At 70.8% G+C, this 16,057-nt stretch carries 16 protein-coding genes; 4 read left to right on the forward strand and 12 right to left on the reverse strand.

Annotated elements, in window-relative coordinates; translation table 11 throughout:
• Positions 1 to 41: 41 nt before the first annotated feature.
• The 6 genes from N864_RS11520 to N864_RS11545 form a co-directional block, all read right to left on the reverse strand.
• On the reverse strand, positions 42 to 884 hold the full coding sequence (locus tag N864_RS11520) for a hypothetical protein (protein WP_051518484.1): 843 nt from the start codon (positions 882 to 884) through the stop codon (positions 42 to 44).
• Position 885: 1 nt separating this feature from the next.
• Positions 886 to 1,341, reverse strand: a complete 456-nt coding sequence (locus N864_RS11525; protein WP_034716745.1) for a helix-turn-helix domain-containing protein — start codon at positions 1,339 to 1,341, stop codon at positions 886 to 888.
• Between the two features lie 268 nt (positions 1,342 to 1,609).
• Positions 1,610 to 2,452, reverse strand: a complete 843-nt coding sequence (locus N864_RS11530) for a beta-keto acid cleavage family enzyme (RefSeq protein WP_034716747.1) — start codon at positions 2,450 to 2,452, stop codon at positions 1,610 to 1,612.
• 144 nt (positions 2,453 to 2,596) lie between these two features.
• Entirely contained in the window at positions 2,597 to 3,664 is a 1,068-nt protein-coding gene (gene ygfZ / locus N864_RS11535; RefSeq protein WP_081793735.1) for a CAF17-like 4Fe-4S cluster assembly/insertion protein YgfZ, read from the reverse strand.
• 40 nt (positions 3,665 to 3,704) lie between these two features.
• The gene (locus N864_RS11540) at positions 3,705 to 4,202 is read right to left on the reverse strand and encodes a heme-binding beta-barrel domain-containing protein (protein WP_034716749.1); all 498 of its coding nucleotides are present in this window, start codon (positions 4,200 to 4,202) and stop codon (positions 3,705 to 3,707) included.
• 147 nt (positions 4,203 to 4,349) lie between these two features.
• Positions 4,350 to 5,546: an acetoin utilization protein AcuC gene (locus N864_RS11545; RefSeq protein WP_034716751.1), complete on the reverse strand. Its 1,197-nt coding sequence runs from the start codon at positions 5,544 to 5,546 to the stop codon at positions 4,350 to 4,352.
• 44 nt (positions 5,547 to 5,590) lie between these two features.
• Here N864_RS11545 and N864_RS11550 point away from each other — a divergent pair, with 44 nt between their 5' ends.
• Positions 5,591 to 6,265, forward strand: coding sequence for a potassium channel family protein (locus N864_RS11550; protein WP_034716753.1), 675 nt, complete (start codon positions 5,591 to 5,593; stop codon positions 6,263 to 6,265).
• A gap of 73 nt (positions 6,266 to 6,338) precedes the next feature.
• On the opposite strand, the gene N864_RS11555 is transcribed toward N864_RS11550, so the two are convergent.
• From N864_RS11555 to N864_RS11570, 4 genes are all read right to left on the reverse strand, one after another.
• A complete protein-coding gene (locus N864_RS11555) occupies positions 6,339 to 6,869 on the reverse strand; it encodes a GNAT family N-acetyltransferase (protein WP_034716755.1) in 531 nt (176 codons plus the stop codon).
• Positions 6,870 to 6,938: 69 nt separating this feature from the next.
• On the reverse strand, positions 6,939 to 7,421 hold the full coding sequence (locus tag N864_RS11560; protein WP_034716757.1) for an adenosine-specific kinase: 483 nt from the start codon (positions 7,419 to 7,421) through the stop codon (positions 6,939 to 6,941).
• Between the two features lie 80 nt (positions 7,422 to 7,501).
• Positions 7,502 to 8,308, reverse strand: coding sequence for a pyrroline-5-carboxylate reductase (gene proC / locus N864_RS11565; protein ID WP_034716758.1), 807 nt, complete (start codon positions 8,306 to 8,308; stop codon positions 7,502 to 7,504).
• A gap of 4 nt (positions 8,309 to 8,312) precedes the next feature.
• Positions 8,313 to 9,263, reverse strand: a complete 951-nt coding sequence (locus tag N864_RS11570; RefSeq protein WP_155892909.1) for a proline dehydrogenase family protein — start codon at positions 9,261 to 9,263, stop codon at positions 8,313 to 8,315.
• Positions 9,264 to 9,437: 174 nt separating this feature from the next.
• Between N864_RS11570 and N864_RS11575 the strand changes: the two genes are divergently transcribed.
• Together N864_RS11575 and N864_RS11580 are read left to right on the forward strand one after the other, a co-directional pair.
• On the forward strand, positions 9,438 to 10,220 hold the full coding sequence (locus N864_RS11575) for a maleylpyruvate isomerase N-terminal domain-containing protein (protein ID WP_034716761.1): 783 nt from the start codon (positions 9,438 to 9,440) through the stop codon (positions 10,218 to 10,220).
• A 13-nt stretch (positions 10,221 to 10,233) separates the two neighbouring features.
• The gene (locus tag N864_RS11580; RefSeq protein ID WP_034716763.1) at positions 10,234 to 11,643 is read left to right on the forward strand and encodes an alpha-hydroxy-acid oxidizing protein; all 1,410 of its coding nucleotides are present in this window, start codon (positions 10,234 to 10,236) and stop codon (positions 11,641 to 11,643) included.
• Positions 11,644 to 11,863: 220 nt separating this feature from the next.
• On the opposite strand, the gene N864_RS11585 is transcribed toward N864_RS11580, so the two are convergent.
• Together N864_RS11585 and N864_RS11590 are read right to left on the reverse strand one after the other, a co-directional pair.
• Entirely contained in the window at positions 11,864 to 12,349 is a 486-nt protein-coding gene (locus N864_RS11585) for a nucleoside deaminase (RefSeq protein WP_034716765.1), read from the reverse strand.
• Positions 12,346 to 13,098: an SAM-dependent methyltransferase gene (locus N864_RS11590; protein ID WP_034716767.1), complete on the reverse strand. Its 753-nt coding sequence runs from the start codon at positions 13,096 to 13,098 to the stop codon at positions 12,346 to 12,348. Before N864_RS11590 ends, N864_RS11585 begins: the two co-directional genes overlap by 4 nt.
• 291 nt (positions 13,099 to 13,389) lie before the next feature.
• Between N864_RS11590 and N864_RS11595 the strand changes: the two genes are divergently transcribed.
• On the forward strand, positions 13,390 to 16,014 hold the full coding sequence (locus N864_RS11595) for an ATP-dependent Clp protease ATP-binding subunit (protein WP_034716769.1): 2,625 nt from the start codon (positions 13,390 to 13,392) through the stop codon (positions 16,012 to 16,014).
• Positions 16,015 to 16,057: the final 43 nt, after the last annotated feature.

Genomic DNA, 16,057 nt, shown 5'->3' on the forward strand with positions numbered 1-16,057 from the left:
GCCACCCGCTCCCGGGTGGCGGCCCTGCGTGTGGTGCGGTCTCACTCCGCCGACGCGGACTCCGCCTTCTTGGCCGTCGACTTCTTGGCGGTCGACTTGGCCGTTGACTTCTTCGCCGCCGACTTCGTGGTCGTCGACTTGGTGGTCCGGCGCGTCGCCTTCTTTGCGGGCGTCTTCTTCGCGGTGGTGTCCCGGGCGCTCACCGTCTCCTCGGGGGCCACGGCCTCATCGAGGGCCTTGGCGGATCCCTCGAGCTGGTCCTTGATCTCCTCGGCGTCGTCCTGCACGGCCTCGGCGACGGTCTGCGTCAGGTCCTGGCCCTCCTCGACCACGGTCCCGGCAACCTTCTTGGCGCGCTTGGCAGCCGCCGTGGATCGCGCCGCTGCCTCGTCGGCCACCTGGTCGCCATGGGTGCGCAGCTCGGAGACGACGCGCTCACCACGGTCGGCCGCCGCGTCGTACTGGTCCTTGGCGTTGCTGGCCAGGACGAGCCCCTGGTTCATCACCTGGACCGGCAGGTCCTGGGCACGGGTGAGGATCTTCTCGGCCAGTTGCGCGGCGAGCTTCTGCATCTCCGTCGTGCGGGTCTGCAGGTCCGTGATCCGCTTCTGGAGCTCGGCCTGGAGTTCGACCGCCTCCTTGCGCGCCCCCTCGCGCAGGTCTGCGCTGTTGGTCTGCTTGCGCGCCGCCTCGAGCTGTTCACCGGCGTGCCGGATCGTGTCGACCGCCCGGTCGGCCGCACCGACGACGGCGTAGAACGGGGTGGGGTCGACGGTCACGTCCGACAGTCGCGCGTCGAGGGCCCCCCGCACCTCAGCGACCGTGGCCTCGGCCTGCTTCTGGGCCTGCTTGACCGCCTTGATGAGCTTCTTGCTGAGTGCCATCTCATTCCTCCTTGGGTGTCGCGTCGGACGCTCCCCCGCGCGACGTGCGCCGACCGTAGGTGGCGGCGCCACGTCCGGTCCGGCTGGTGGTCTCGGGCTCCTCGCCGGCGGACTCGCCGACGAAGGAGAGATAGATCTCGACGAGCACAGCCCGCTGCCGCTCCGTCAGGACCGGGTCAGCGGCTATGGCTGAGAGGACGTCCGCGGCTGCGTTCGGGTCGGTGACCCGCTCGTCGAGAATGCCGGCGCGGACGTAGAGCGACTCCGCTGACACCTGCAGTGCCCGCGCGATCTGCTGGAGGATCTCGGCACTGGGCTTCTTCAGCCCACGCTCGATCTGGGACAGGTAGGGGTTCGAGACGCCTGCCAGCTCCGCCAGCTGCCGTAGGGACAACTGGGCGTTCTCGCGCTGCTCGCGCAGGTACGCCCCGAGGTCGGGTAACGGAAGCTTGCTCACACCCCCATTGTGCTAACTCTGGCAAGCAGAATGCAAACTGTGGTTAGCGTGAGGTCCGACACAACCCCCTTGGGCCTGCCTCAGGACCTGCTGCGGTCCATGCAGCAGGGGGCCCGCTGCTGCGGCTCATGCAGCAGGGGGCCCGTTGCTGCGGCTCATGCAGCAGGGGGCCCGTTGCTGCGGCTCACGCAGCAGGTCCACAGTGTCCACGAGCTGGTATGCCGCTCAATCCCCGCCCCGTTCACGGGCAGTCCCACGTCCGGTGGAGTCAGCGGGTGCGGCGGTCCTTGATGCCGAGCATCGCTCGGGCCTCGGTCGTCGACATCGGCGGGCGCTGCATCAGGCTGGCGACCTCCGCGGCCCGGGCCACGAGCTCGCGGTTGTGGCTCACCGGCTGGCCCTTTGCGAACATGAGGTTGTCCTCCATGCCGACGCGCAGGTGCCCGCCGGCCGCCAGGGCGGCGGCGACGATGGACAGGTGCGACCGGCCGATGCCCGTGGCCGACCAGCTGGTCGTCTCGGGCGGCAGCAGCGCGAGCCCCGCCATGAGCACCTGGGGGGTGGCCGGCATGGCGCCGGGCACCCCCATGACGAAGTCGACGTGCACCTTGCCTCCATAGGGCAGCCCGCACTCGTCGATGAGCCGCCGGAGGGCGTGCACGTGGCCGAGCTCAAAGATCTCGAACTCGGGCACGACCTCGTGCTCCTGGGCCTGTCGATAGAGGTCGACCATGAAGCCCCACGGGTTGAGGAACACGCCCTCGCCGAAGTTCGTCGTGCCGCAGGTCAGCGAGCACGAGTCGGGGTCAGCCTCGAGGACCGTGAGCCGGTCCTCGAGCGGGTCGGTGACCGCTCCGCCCGTCGAGAGCTGGACGACGAGGTCCGTCGCCTCCCGCACCGCGACGACGGCCTCCCGCAGCAGGGACTTGTCCAGCGTCGGCCGGTGCTCCTTGTCCCGCACGTGGATATGGATGAGGCCGGCGCCCGCGGCCTCGCACGCCACCGCGGTCTCGACCAGCTCCTCGGGCGTCGTGGGGAGTGCCGGGAAGTCGGCCTTCGCGGTCTCGGCACCAGTCGGTGCGACAGTGATGAGGGTGGCAGCGCTGCTCATGGCGCCATCCTGCCAGTCACGTTCGGCGTCCGAACGCCCAGTTGTCGGGTGAGCGCGCGGGTGCGCCGGCGCGCTCGACCTCGAACACTCCGTTCGAGGGGAAAGGAGAGGTGGGGGCGAGGCTGGTCAGGCAGGGGCGGCGGTTCAGGGCGCGACGATGACCGTCTGGGCCGCACTGATGCCGTCGACGAGCAGGTCCAGGCTCGGGTCGGTGTTGCGCTTGACGATGGCGAGCGCGATGGGGCCGTCCACGTGGTGACGCGCCACGGAGGTGAGGTGACCGACGACCCGCCCAGCGGCATACACGTCGCTGCCAGCTGCCGGCAGCGTGTGGCCGGACCCGTCGAGGTGGAGGAAGACGAGCCGCCGCGGCGGGCGCCCGAGGTTGTGGACCCGCGCCACGGTCTCCTGGCCGCGATAGCACCCCTTGTGCAGGTGCACGGCGGTCCGCAGCCAGTCGACCTCGTGGACGATCGTGCGGTGGTCGGTCTCGTGGCCCAGCTGCGGTCGCCACGCCGCGATGCGCAGGGCATCGAGCGCCCAGAGGCCCGCAAGTGGCCGGTCCTCGACGGCCGCCAGGAGGTCGGAGCGTGGCACGAGCACCTCGCGCCAGTGCCAGTCGACCCCCGGGTGCCCTTCCTCCGGGCCGTAGGCGGCCGTGTCGCCGACCAGGCCGGGCCACGGGTCACGCCAGGCGAGCGGCTCCCCCGCGGCGGACTCGACGCCGTGTGGCTCACCGAGGACGGCCCATTGCGCGGTGACGTCGGTGACCACCACCCGGAGCATGAACCGCATCTTCTCGAGCCACTCGAACAGCGCCGGGCCGGCGCCCGGCTCCGTGGTGATCCACGTGGTCTCGCCGTCGTCCACCAGGTGGAGCGAGTGCTCGACCTTGCCCTTGGGCGTCAGGACCAGTGCCTCCCGCGAGTCTCGGGCGCCCATGCCGACCAGGTGCTGGGTCGTGAGTGAGTGCAGCCAGCTGAGTCGGTCGGGGCCGCTGACCGTGATCACATCCCGGTGCGAGAGGTCCACGACCGCGAGCCCCTCCTCGAGGAGCCGCTGCTCTCGCATGGGGTCGCCGTAGTGGACGGCAACGGATGCCGTGGGCCCCTCACCCGCGACAGCGCCCGGGTGCGCGAGCAGAGGACTCGTGGGCTTCGGCGGAGCGGCGAGCTCGGGCTCCGTTGGGTTGATGGCGGTCGTCTCGGTCACGGGTTCACTCACACTGCTGGAACGACGGGGCGCGGGGGTGTCATTCCACACGCTTGAGGGTGGCGGACACGTGGCTCTGGAGCTGCTGGCCCACCGCGGCCATGTCCATGACCCACATCAGCTGCGACTCGACGAGGCCGTACATCCGGGTGGCCGAGCTGTACTCCTTGGCCCGGGGTGACCGCAGGACACTGTCGGTGTGCAGGGTGATCCGCGCCGGCTCGACGTTGCCGTAGTACATCTCGAGGATGCCGGTGGGGTGCACGAGGAGCAGCTCGACCTCGCCGTTCTCCTGGGGTCGCCAGAAGCCGGACTCGACCGCGGCAGGGCGGACCTTCTGGCCGCTCTCGGGGTCGAGGATCCACGCGCGGCTCTCCCACTTGAGGAAGCCACGACCATCGTGGGTCACGTCGACTTCCTGGCCGAAGTTGGCCGACTCGATGGTCGGATAGCCCACCACGCCGGCGCCTTCCCAGTGTCCGAGGAGCCACGCCAGCGGGCGGATCGGCTCAGGGATATCGGCGTCGAGATGGAACATGGGCCGATCGTAGCCGCTCCTCCGGAAGGCCCCGGGGCCCCGTCGCTCGGGTCCTCACGCCATGGTTCAGTCGTTCTTTCTGTTCGACCGAACCGAACCGGCGCTCCGGGCCTCGCTCCTTCGTCGCTCGGGTCCTCACGCCGTGGTTCAGTCGAAGTAGACGTCGAGGCCGTGCAGCGGGAACACCGCCTGCCGGGTCGCCATGACGGCCCGGTCGACGGCGTCGTTGGGGTCGTAGCCCATATCCCACGACCGCCACCAGACCGGCCCGTCCTCCGTCGTCAGGTCGCCCATCCGCGCGGGCCCTGGGCGCCCGGACACCTGCTGCACGTGCTCGCGCCACTCCTCAGGCACGGGCGTGGACGCCTTGATCGGCGCGTGTGCGGCGATCGCGGTCAGGTGGGTCCAGGTCCGCGGCACCACGTCGACGACCTCGTACCCGCCGCCGCCCACGGCCACCCACTTGCCGCCGCAGACCTCGTGCGCGAGCCGGTGCAGGGCATCGGCGGCGGACCGCTGGGCGTCGACGCTGATCGCGAAGTGTGCCAGCGGGTCCTCGGCGTGTGTGTCGCAGCCGTGCTGGGTCACGAGGATGTCGGGCTTGAAGGCCCGGACGAGCGGCATGGCGGTCGCATGCAGTGCCCGGAGCCAGCCCGCGTCACCGAGCCCCGGAGGCAGCGACACGTTGACGGCGGTGCCGCTCGCGTCACCGCCTCCGATGTCAGATGGCCACCCCGTGCCCGGGAACAGCGCACGGCCGGTCTCGTGCAGGGAGACGGTCAGCACCCGCGGGTCGTCCCAGAAGATCCGCTCGACGCCGTCGCCGTGGTGGACGTCGACGTCGATGTAGGCCACCCGCTGCGCGCCGTGCTCGAGGAGCCAGTCGATGCCGAGCGCGATGTCGTTGTAGATGCAGAAGCCGGAGGCCCGGTCCGGCATGGCGTGGTGCATGCCGCCGCAGAAGTTGACGCCATGCTCGGCCTCGCCCTCCCATACCGCACGGCACACGTCGATCGTGCCTGCTGCGATCCGTGCGCTCGCCTCGTGCATCCCGCTGTAGGCGGGGTCGTCCTCGGTGCCGAGGCCGTATGACGGGTCCGCCGACTCCGGCTGCTCGGACGCCTGGCGCACCGCCGCGACGTAGCCGCGGTCATGCACCCGTGCCAGCACCTCGTCGGCGGCGGGCTCGGCGCCCACCACCTCGACGCCGGCGTTGTCGAAGACCCCGAGGGCCTCGCAGAGCCGCGCCGTCAGGTCCAGGCGGATCGGCGCCATCGGGTGCGTCGGACCGAAGTCGTACTTCGTGAAGGAGGGGTCCCAGATGACCCGTGCCTGCCTTGGCATGATGGAGACGCTACCCCGTCACTGACCGGCCCACGGAGGATCCCATGGCGCGCAACCGACTCTTCGACGATGACGTCATGGTCATCGGTCTCGGGCGCTTCGGCTCTGCCGTCGCCCTCGAGCTGACCCGGCTCGGCACGCGGGTCATCGCCGTCGAGCGGGACAACGCCCTCGCCGAGACCTACGTCAACAAGGTGGGCAAGGTCGTCCACGCGGACATGGCGCAGTCGAGCGCCATCGAGATGGTGACCAACGCCGGCATCAAGATCGCAATCGTGGGGATCGGCTCGTCCGTCGAGTCGTCGGTCCTCGCCGCTGCGAACCTCGTCGACGCGGGCGTCCCCTCGATCTGGGCCAAGGCGCTGTCCCCGGAGCACAAGCGCATCCTCGAACGCATCGGCGTGCACCACGTCATCTCACCCGAGGCCGACTCCGGCCGACGCGTCGCCCACCTCGTCAACGGCCGGCTGCTCGACTACATCCAGTTCGACGACGACTACGCCATCGTCAAGCTCAAGCCCCCGGCCGAGACGATCGGGTTCACCCTCGAGCAGGCCCAGATCCGCAAGAAGTACGGCGTGACCGTCGTCGGTGTGAAGGCACCGGGCGAGGACTTCACCCACGCCGTGCCGAGCACGAAGATCTCGGCTCACCACGTGCTCGTGGTGAGCGGCCCCATCGAGCTCATCGAGCGGTTCGCCGCGCGCCCACTCGGCTGAGCTCTCGACCCCAGCCAGCCCCGCGCCTGCCGCACTCGGGAGCGCAAGCCGGCTCAGCGGCATACGAAACGGGTCAGAGGCGCGGGTAGCTGCCCTTGTCCTCGCCGAGGGCGAGCACCATTGCCGCCTCCTCCTTGCCGTCCTCCTCACTCGCGACGCGCATGGGGCGGCGGAAGTCGGTGGGGCGGAAGCCGATGCCGCTCGCGAACGCCACGGCGCGGCCGTTCTCCGTGCCGACCCAGTAGACGACGTGGGTCTGCCCGGCGTCCTGGGCCTCAGCGGCGCCGCGGTGCACGAGCGCGGTCGCGACACCCGAGCCGCGGCGCTCCGGGTGGACCCACAGGCCGAAGATCTCACCGGCCTCACCCTCGTCGGTCGTCTTGGCGCGACCCACGCTGACGACCCCCACGGCCCGGCCGTCCTGCTCCGCGACGAGCCGCGTGGAGCGCTTCATCCGCTCACGCCAGACGCCCTCGTCGTAGGTCGACTCCTCCTCGAAGGTGCCGACGAACGCCTCCGGCGACTCCCGCAGGGCCTCCAGGCGAACGGCGCGGTAGGCCTCCCAGTCGTCTTCCGTCAAGGCACGCACGGTCAGTTCGCTCATGCAGACACCTTGGCATGAACCACCGACCACCGGCGACCGCGGGGTGGCGAACAGTGGATGACGACTACGTCAGAGCTTGTACCCAATCGTGCGCAACAGCTGCCTGCGGTCGGCGACGTCGGACTCGTCCTCGACGCCGAGCGGCGGCTCCCCGTCGATGACGCCGACGATGCCCCGACCCCGCTCGGTGACCGCGACGAGGACGTCGAGCGGGTTGGCGGTGGCGCAGAAGATCCGGCACACCTCGGGAACGTTCTTGACCTGGTTCAGCACGTTGACCGGGAAGCCCTCCCGCAGGAACACGATGAAGCTGTGGCCCGCCCCGATCGCGAGCGCGTTGCGGGTCGCGAGCTCCTCGAGCTCCGGGTCGTTGCCGGAGTGGCGCACCAGCCGCGGCCCGGACGCCTCGCAGAAGGCGAGCCCGAACCTCAGGTGCGGACTCGTGCCGACCAGTGCCTCGTGGAGGTCCTCGACGGTCTTGATGAAGTGGCTCTGGCCGAGGATGACGTTGAGGTCGGCCGGCTTGTCGACGGGCACGGTGAGCAGGTCCATGCGCCCACACTCCCCCAGCCTCCCAGCGTTGTCGACCGCCGCGAGGTCGTATGCCGCTGAGCCGGCTCCCGCTGTCCGGCTCAGCCCTGGCCGGAGGCCAGCTCTCGCGACCGGGCGGCGGCCGCCTCCATCGCCGTGATGAACGCGGCACGGACCTTGTGGTCGTCGAGCTGGCGCAGCGCCGCGACGGTCGTGCCACCGGGCGAGGAGACCTCCTCGCGCAGCACCGTCGGGTGGGTCGCGGTCTCGCGGAGCATGGTCGCGGCGCCGTACAGCGTCTGCACGACGAGCTCGGTCGAGGTTGCCCGGGGCAGCCCCAGGACGACGCCGGCCTCGATCATCGCCTCCACGACGTAGAAGATGTACGCCGGACCGCTTCCCGAGATCGCGGTGACGGCATCGAGGTGCTTCTCCTCGAGCCGGATGACCTTGCCGCACGAGGAGAGCATCTGCTCGGCCTCGTCGAGGTGCTCCTCGGTGCAGTGCCGGCCGGGCGCGATCGCGGACATGCCCTGGTCGACCCGCGCCGGCGTGTTGGGCATCACCCGGACGACCGACGACCCCTCGGGCAGCAACGACTCGAGGCGCTCGGTCGTGATGCCCGCGGCGAGCGAGACGACGGTGTTGCCCGGCACGATGTGGTCGCGGATCTCCTCGACCAGCCCCGCCATGTCCTGCGGCTTGACGACGAGGACGAGGGTGTCGGCGGCCTGGGCGGCCTCGACGTTGCCGAGGACGCGGACGCCATACCGCTCGGCGAGGGCCCCCGCCCGCTGCGGGTTGCGCTCGGTGATGACGATGTCGGCCGCGTCCCGACCGGCACGGAGCAGACCGGACAGGAGCGTCTCGCCCATGACGCCGGCGCCGAAGATCGCGGTCGTGGCCACGGGTTCAGCCCTTCGTCGCGAGGCCGCGGAGGAAGAACGCGACGTTGGCCGGCTTCTCGGCCATACGGCGCATGAGGTAGCCGTACCACTGCTCGCCGTACGGGACGTAGACGCGCATCGTGTCGCCACGGTCGGCGATCCGCTTCTGCTCCTCCGGGCGGATGCCGTAGAGCATCTGGTACTCGAACGAGCCCGGCGCCCGGCCTGACTGGGCGGCCAGCGCCCCGGCGATCTCGACGAGGCGCGGGTCGTGGCTGGCGATCATGGGGTAGCCCTCGCCCTGCATGAGGATCTTGAGGCAGCGGACGTAGGACTTGTCGACCTCGGCGCCGGACTGGAACGCGACCGACTCCGGCTCCTTGTAGGCGCCCTTGCACAGGCGGACGCGCGAGCCGGCGGTGGCGAGGTCACGGCAGTCGGCCTCGGTCCGGTGCAGGTAGGCCTGGAGCACCGCCCCGACGAACGGGAAGTCCTGCCGCAGCTCGCGGAGCGCCTCGAGGGTCCGGTCGGTCGTCGTGTGGTCCTCCATGTCGAGGGTGACCGTCGTGCCGGACTCCTGGGCCAGCGTGCAGATCTCGCGGGCGTACTCGAGGGCGATCTTGTCGCCGTCGCCGGGCAGCGCCTGCCCCAGGGCGCTCAGCTTGAGCGACACCTCGGCACGGCCACCCTCGGTGAGGCCGCGCTCGCGCAGGGCGCCCAGGATCGTGACGTACGCGTCCTTCGTGTGCTTGGCCTGCTCGGCGTCGAGGGTGTCCTCACCGAGGTAGTCGATCGTCGTGCACCGCCCGGTCGCGTCGAGCTCCGCAGCGGCGGCGACCCCCTCGTCGGTGGTCGCGCCGGCTACGAACCGGCGCACGACGGACCGGGACACCGGGGCCTTCTCGATGACGTCCCGCACCCGCTCGGACTTCGAGAGCTGCAGGAGCGAGTTGCGCAGCAGGTCGCTGGCGTCCACGGTGACCTCCGTCGATGAAACAGGTGAAGCGGCTCGGCTGCGGCCGCACCGGGCAAATCTACCGCCGTCCCTGCCGCCGTCCCTGCCGACGGCCCGCACCTGCGACGCGTGTGCCGCGGGCGCACCGCACATCGGTTCGCACATCGGTTTCGGTCGTGCGGCAGACTCTGCGTCATGGCCACGGAGCCCTTCCACCTGCTGACCTTCGACGACTACGGCGACGCCATCGGACAGGCGTCGACGGTCCTGCGCGCCAACGCCGCGGCCGCGCCCCTGGACGCGACTGTGCCGACCTGCCGCGAGTGGACGGTGCTCGACCTCGTCAGCCACACCGGCATGGTGCACCGCTGGGCTGCGGACCGGCTCCGCGGCGCGCGGGTGGACCCGGCGGAGCACGAGGCCGAGGGGCGCGCCGCCGGCGACCTGCTCGGCTGGTTCGACACCGGCGCCACCGCACTGCTGCAGGCGCTCGTCGATGCACCGGAGGACCTCGACGGTCGCGTCTTCCTCGAGAACGCCCCTCCCGCTCGTCTCTTCTGGGCCCGGCGCCAGGCGCACGAGACGACGATGCACGCGGTGGACGCGCTCGGGGCGCGCCTGGGCCGTCCTCCGGCTCAGGAGGAGACGTGGATCCGCAACCCGCTGGCACTCGACGGCATCGACGAGCTGCTGTCCGGGTTCGCCCCGCGGAGCGGTCGGCAGGCGGTGCACGCGCCCGAGCCGACGACCGTCCTGGTCCGGCCCGACGCCTCTTCAGTGGCCTGGCACGTCGCCTTCTCCCCCGACGACCCGGCGGTGACCCGCCGGATCGACCTGACGAGCGGCTCGCTCCCGGACGCCGACCGCGTCCTGACCGGGCGTCCCGTCGAGCTCTACCTCTCCCTGTGGAACCGCACCGACGGCACCGGAGAGCACGAGCCGTGGTGGCGCGAGGTCATGACGGTGACCTGGGCGTAGGGAAGGAGCAGGTATGCCGCTCAGCGGGCTCGGGCGGGCCGTGCAGTCCGCGATCTACCGGGCGGGTGCGCTGGGGCACCGGCCCCGCGTACCGACCGACGGTGCGCAGCTCGAGCACGCCGCAGCCCGGGTCATGTCCGCGCGGGCCTTCGCCTACGTCGCCGGGTCCGCGGGGTCGGAGACGGCCGCGCGGGCGAACCGGTCGGCGTTCGACCGGTGGCAGGTCCTCCCGCGGGTGCTCGTCGACGCGAGCGAGCGCGACGCCGGAGTGCAGCTCTTCGGCCGCCGCCACGCCAGTCCGTTCCTGGTGGCACCGATCGGCGCCCTGTCGGCGGTGCATCCCGACGCCGATCTCGCTGTGGCCCGTGGCGCCCGCGAGCAGGGCACGGCGATGGTGATCAGCAGCCAGGGCTCGGTGCCGATGGAGGAGGTCGCCCGCCAGCTGGCCGGGTCCGGGCACTGGTTCCAGCTCTACTGGAGCAGCAACGACGACCTCGTCGCGAGCCTCGTCGCGAGGGCGGAGGCCTGCGGCAGCGAGGCGATCGTCGTCACCCTCGACACGGTGCACCTCGGCTGGCGGCCCCGCGACCTCGACCTCGGCCACCTGCCGTTCGCCCGCGGTGAGGGCATCGCCCAGTACACCTCCGACCCCGTCTTCCAACGACTCGTCGCCGACCGGGTCCGGGCGGGCGCTGGCCCCGCCTCCTCAGCCGGCTCCGGCCTCCTCCCGTCGACCGGTCACAAAATCGCGGTCGAGCGGTCACAAAGTCCGGGTCGAGAGGTCACATCCTCCCTCTCGACCTCCCTCTCGACAGAGGCTGAGGCGGAGCCCCGGCCGACGCCGCGGGCGCTCGGAACGCTCCTGTCGATCAGTCGGCACTACCCCGGCTCCACTCGGGAGAACCTGCGATCCCCTGAGCCCCGGGCCGCGGTCGAGACCTTCCTCGACGTGTTCTCGCGGCCCAACCTCTCCTGGGCCGACCTTCCGAGGCTGCGCGAGCTGACCAAGCTGCCGATCGTGCTCAAGGGAATCCTGCGCGCGGACGACGCCCGTCGCGCGCTCGACGAGGGCGTCGACGGCATCTGGGTCTCCAATCACGGGGGCCGGCAGCTCGACCGGTCGATCGCGGCGCTCGACGCCCTCGTCGACGTGGCGCCCGCCGCGCGGGACCGTGCGCCCGAGGTTCCGGTCATCTTCGACAGTGGGGTGCGGACCGGTGCCGACGCCTTCGTGGCTCTCGCTCTCGGAGCGACCGCGGTGGGCGTCGGGCGGCCACACGTCTACGGCCTCGCCCTCGCCGGCGACGAGGGAGTGTCGGAGGTGCTGCGCAACCTTCGTGCCGAGCTGGACCTGACGATGGCCCTCACCGGCTGCCGGAGCCTCTCCGACATCAGCACCGACCTGGTGCGTGCCCGCCCCTGATAGGCCGCAGCAATCCGACCATGGTCCGATCCACGCGGGCGCCCACGCCCGCGCACCCCTCCAGAACCGGACCACGGTCCGATCCACGCGGTCTCCCGGCTTGGCGGATCGTCGGGACTGTGCTCTCGATCGTCGGGATGGTGCTTTCGATTGGAGGAGGCTCGGGCGGTTACGGCTACGCATGCGATCGGCCCGGCTCGGCCGGACCGTTGCGCTCGGGTCAGCGGGGCGCGAGGGCGAAGGCCTCGTGCAGGCCCTTCACCTCGGCCTCGAGCTCCGGCACCGGTCCCTCGACGACGGCATCGGGCACCAGCTGCCGGATCGGCAGGGCGGCCACCGGCCCGGGAGGGCAACCCCACGCGGTCCGCCACGTGACCAGCTGGGCCGAGCTCACGGCATACACGATCCGGCCGAGCCCGACCCAGCCGTGGGCCGCGGCGCACATCGGGCAGTGCTCCCCCGACGTGTAGACCGTCGCGGCCGCCCGCTCCTCGGGCCGCAGGTGCCAGCCGGCCCACCGCGCGATCGCGAGTTCCGGGTGCTGGGTCTCGTCGCGCTCGACGACGTGGTTGTGGTCCTCGAACAGCTCGCGTCCCGCGCCCGAGACGAGGACCGACCCGAACGGCTCGTCGCCGCGCTCGAGCGCCAGCCGGGCCAGCTCGACCGCCCGACGCAGGTGCCGCAGGTCAGTCGCCGTGACCGTCATGCCACCCTCCCCGTCACGAGCGCGAACGTGATGAACGCGCCCCCGTCCACCTCGAGCATCTGCTGCGTCGGCGAGGTCATCCGGCCCTTGAGCTCCATCACGGCCCGCTCCCACAGCAGCCAGTTGGCGCACCCCTCGGCCTGACCCCGAGCCGTCACCTCGCGGAACGACCGGCTGAACTCCCACTGGCTGCGCAACCAGTCGACGGTGTGCCAGCCGGCCGTCTCGGCACCGACCACCTTGTCGATGTGCTCCGGGATCTCGCCGAGCTCGCGCACCTCGCTCGTGAGGGCGGGCGTCGCGACCCCGAGCTGACCCCCTGGCCGCAGGAACCCGGCGATGTACGGCGGGTAGTGGTCGCCCGTGCCGAAGTACTCCCACGCATCGATGCTGACGATCGCGTCGAAGGTCTGCCGCCCGAAGGGCAACCGGTGCGCGTCGACCCGCATCGGCAGCACCCGGTCGTCGACGCCCGCCTCCCGGAACACCTCGCCGGCCTCGGTCGGGTCGACCCACAGGTCGGCCGCGACGACGCGCACCCCGAACTCCCTGGCGAGGAACACGGACGTCGCGCCCAGCCCCGAGCCGAGGTCGAGGACGCGCATCTCGGGGCGCAGGTCGAGGTCCTGGGCCAGGTCCTCGAGGAGCCAGAGCGGGTGCGGCCCCATGTCGAGGTCGACGAGCCACTTGGCGTCGTAGCCCGCGGACCGCGGGAACTGCGCCTTGCTGAGGTGGTCGAGGGCCGGCATGCCCCCGATCCTCGCGGACTTCCGCTCGTCGGTCGAGTGGGTGGGTGGCCCTTCCCACCCAGCCGGTATGCCGCTCAGCGGGCGCGCGCTGGCCCGCTCAGCGGCATACGGGGCGGGGCGTGGAAGCGGCCGGGAACCGGGCGTTCTGCTCTGGGCGTAACGGAGAACCCGCAGGCGTGTCCCCGGCGTTGCATGGGAACAGGATGCACAGAGGTCGCGTTTGGTGGAGTGAGCCGCACAGGTGGCGGCACAGATAGCATCGAGATTGTCTCGATCAGTCAGGAGCAAAGCATGTTTGAACGGTTCACCGACCGGGCCCGGAGGGTGGTCGTGCTGGCGCAGGAAGAGGCGCGCCTGCTCAACCACAACTACATCGGGACCGAGCACATCCTCCTGGGTCTGATCCACGAAGGCGAAGGCGTCGCCGCGAAGGCACTCGAGTCCCTCGACATCAGCCTCGAGGCGGTTCGGGCACAGGTCCAGGAGATCATCGGCCAGGGGCAGCAGGCCCCGACCGGACACATCCCCTTCACACCGCGGGCCAAGAAGGTCCTCGAGTACTCCCTGCGTGAGGCACTGCAGCTGGGGCACAGCTACATCGGCACCGAGCACATCCTGCTCGGCCTGATCCGCGAGGGCGAGGGCGTCGCCGCCCAGGTCCTCGTCAAGCTGGGCGCAGAGCTGAACAAGGTGCGCCAGCAGGTCATCCAGCTCCTCTCCGGCTACCAAGGCACCGGGCAGGGCGAGAAGGCCGGGGCCGGTGTCGGCCAGGCGACGGGGGAGGGCACCCCGGCGGGGTCGCTCGTGCTCGACCAGTTCGGCCGCAACCTGACGCAGGCCGCGCGCGAGGGCAAGCTCGACCCGGTCATCGGGCGCGAGAAGGAGATCGAGCGGGTCATGCAGGTGCTGTCCCGCCGGACCAAGAACAACCCGGTCCTCATCGGCGAGCCCGGCGTCGGCAAGACCGCCGTCGTCGAGGGACTGGCCCAGGACATCGTCAAGGGCGAGGTGCCCGAGACGCTCAAGGACAAGCAGCTCTACACCCTCGACCTCGGCTCGCTCGTGGCCGGCAGCCGCTACCGCGGTGACTTCGAGGAGCGGCTGAAGAAGGTCCTCAAGGAGATCCGCACTCGCGGCGACATCATCATCTTCATCGACGAGATCCACACGCTCGTCGGTGCCGGTGCCGCCGAGGGCGCCATCGACGCCGCGTCGATCCTCAAGCCGATGCTCGCCCGTGGCGAGCTGCAGACGATCGGTGCGACGACGCTCGACGAGTACCGCAAGCACATAGAGAAGGACTCCGCGCTCGAGCGCCGGTTCCAGCCGATCCAGGTGCAGGAGCCGACGCTGCCGCACGCGATCGAGATCCTCAAGGGCCTGCGTGACCGCTACGAGGCGCACCACCGCGTGACGATCACCGACGGCGCGCTCGTCGCGGCGGCCAACATGGCCGACCGCTACGTCAACGACCGCTACCTGCCGGACAAGGCGATCGACCTCATCGACGAGGCGGGCGCGCGGCTGCGCATCCGCCGGATGACCGCACCGCCGGACCTGCGCGAGTTCGACGAGAAGATCGCCAAGCTCGTGCGCGAGAAGGAGTCGGCGATCGACGGCCAGGACTTCGAGCGTGCCGCCCGGGTCCGCGACGAGGAGAAGAAGCTCCGCGCCGAGAAGGCCGCCCGGGAGGCGCAGTGGAAGACCGGCGACATGGACGTCGTCGCCGAGGTCGACGAGGAGCTCATCGCGGAGGTTCTCGCCGCGAGCACCGGCATCCCGGTCTTCAAGCTGACCGAGGAGGAGTCGAGCCGGCTGCTCCACATGGAGGACGAGCTGCACAAGCGGATCGTCGGCATGAACGAGGCCGTCGGCGCGCTGTCGCAGGCGATCCGTCGCACCCGTGCCGGCCTGAAGGACCCGCACCGTCCCGGTGGGTCGTTCATCTTCGCCGGACCGACCGGTGTCGGCAAGACCGAGCTCGCCAAGACGCTCGCCGAGTTCCTCTTCGGCAGCGAGGACGCGCTCATCCAGCTCGACATGTCCGAGTACTCCGAGAAGCACACCGTCTCGCGGCTGTTCGGTAGCCCCCCCGGCTACGTCGGCTACGAGGAGGGTGGCCAGCTGACGGAGAAGGTCCGCCGCAAGCCGTTCTCGGTCGTCCTGTTCGACGAGGTCGAGAAGGCCCACCCGGAGATCTTCAACTCGCTGTTGCAGGTGCTCGAGGACGGCCGGCTGACCGACTCGCAGGGTCGGATGGTCGACTTCAAGAACACGGTCATCATCATGACGACCAACCTCGGCACCCGCGACGCCTCCAAGGCGTCGATGGGCTTCTCGGCCGGGCCGGACACGATGTCCGACTACGAGCGGATGAAGGCCAAGGTCACCGACGAGCTCAAGCAGCACTTCCGGCCCGAGTTCCTCAACCGCGTCGACGACATCATCGTGTTCCCGCACCTGACCAAGGACGAGATCACCCAGATCGTCGACCTCGAGATCGCCAAGCTCGACAAGCGGCTCAAGGACAAGGACATGGGCATCGAGCTCACGCCCGCGGCCAAGGACCTGCTCGCCAAGAAGGGCTACGACCCGGTGCTCGGCGCCCGACCACTGCGCCGGACGATCCAGCGCGAGATCGAGGACGCCCTGTCCGAGAAGATCCTCTACGCGGAGTTCACGTCCGGCCAGCACGTGCTCGTCGGCACCGAGGGCGAGGGCAAGGAGGAGAAGTTCACCTTCTCGCCCGAGGCGAAGCCGGCGCACCGGCCGGCCGACGACCTGGCCGAGCTCGGGGACGCGGCGCTCGACGAGGCCCTGGCCGGGCTCGCGGACTCCACGCCCGACCCGACCCGGGACACCACTGGCGAGGCCGGCACGGAGCGGGTGCCACGGACGGGCCGCGACTCGGCCTGAGCCATCCCGCCCGGGCGACCCGCCCGGGCGGCCTGCCCGGGCA

It is taken from the genome of Intrasporangium chromatireducens Q5-1 (genome assembly GCF_000576575.1).
In the GTDB taxonomy this organism is placed as follows: Bacteria; Actinomycetota; Actinomycetes; order Actinomycetales; family Dermatophilaceae; genus Intrasporangium_A; species Intrasporangium_A chromatireducens.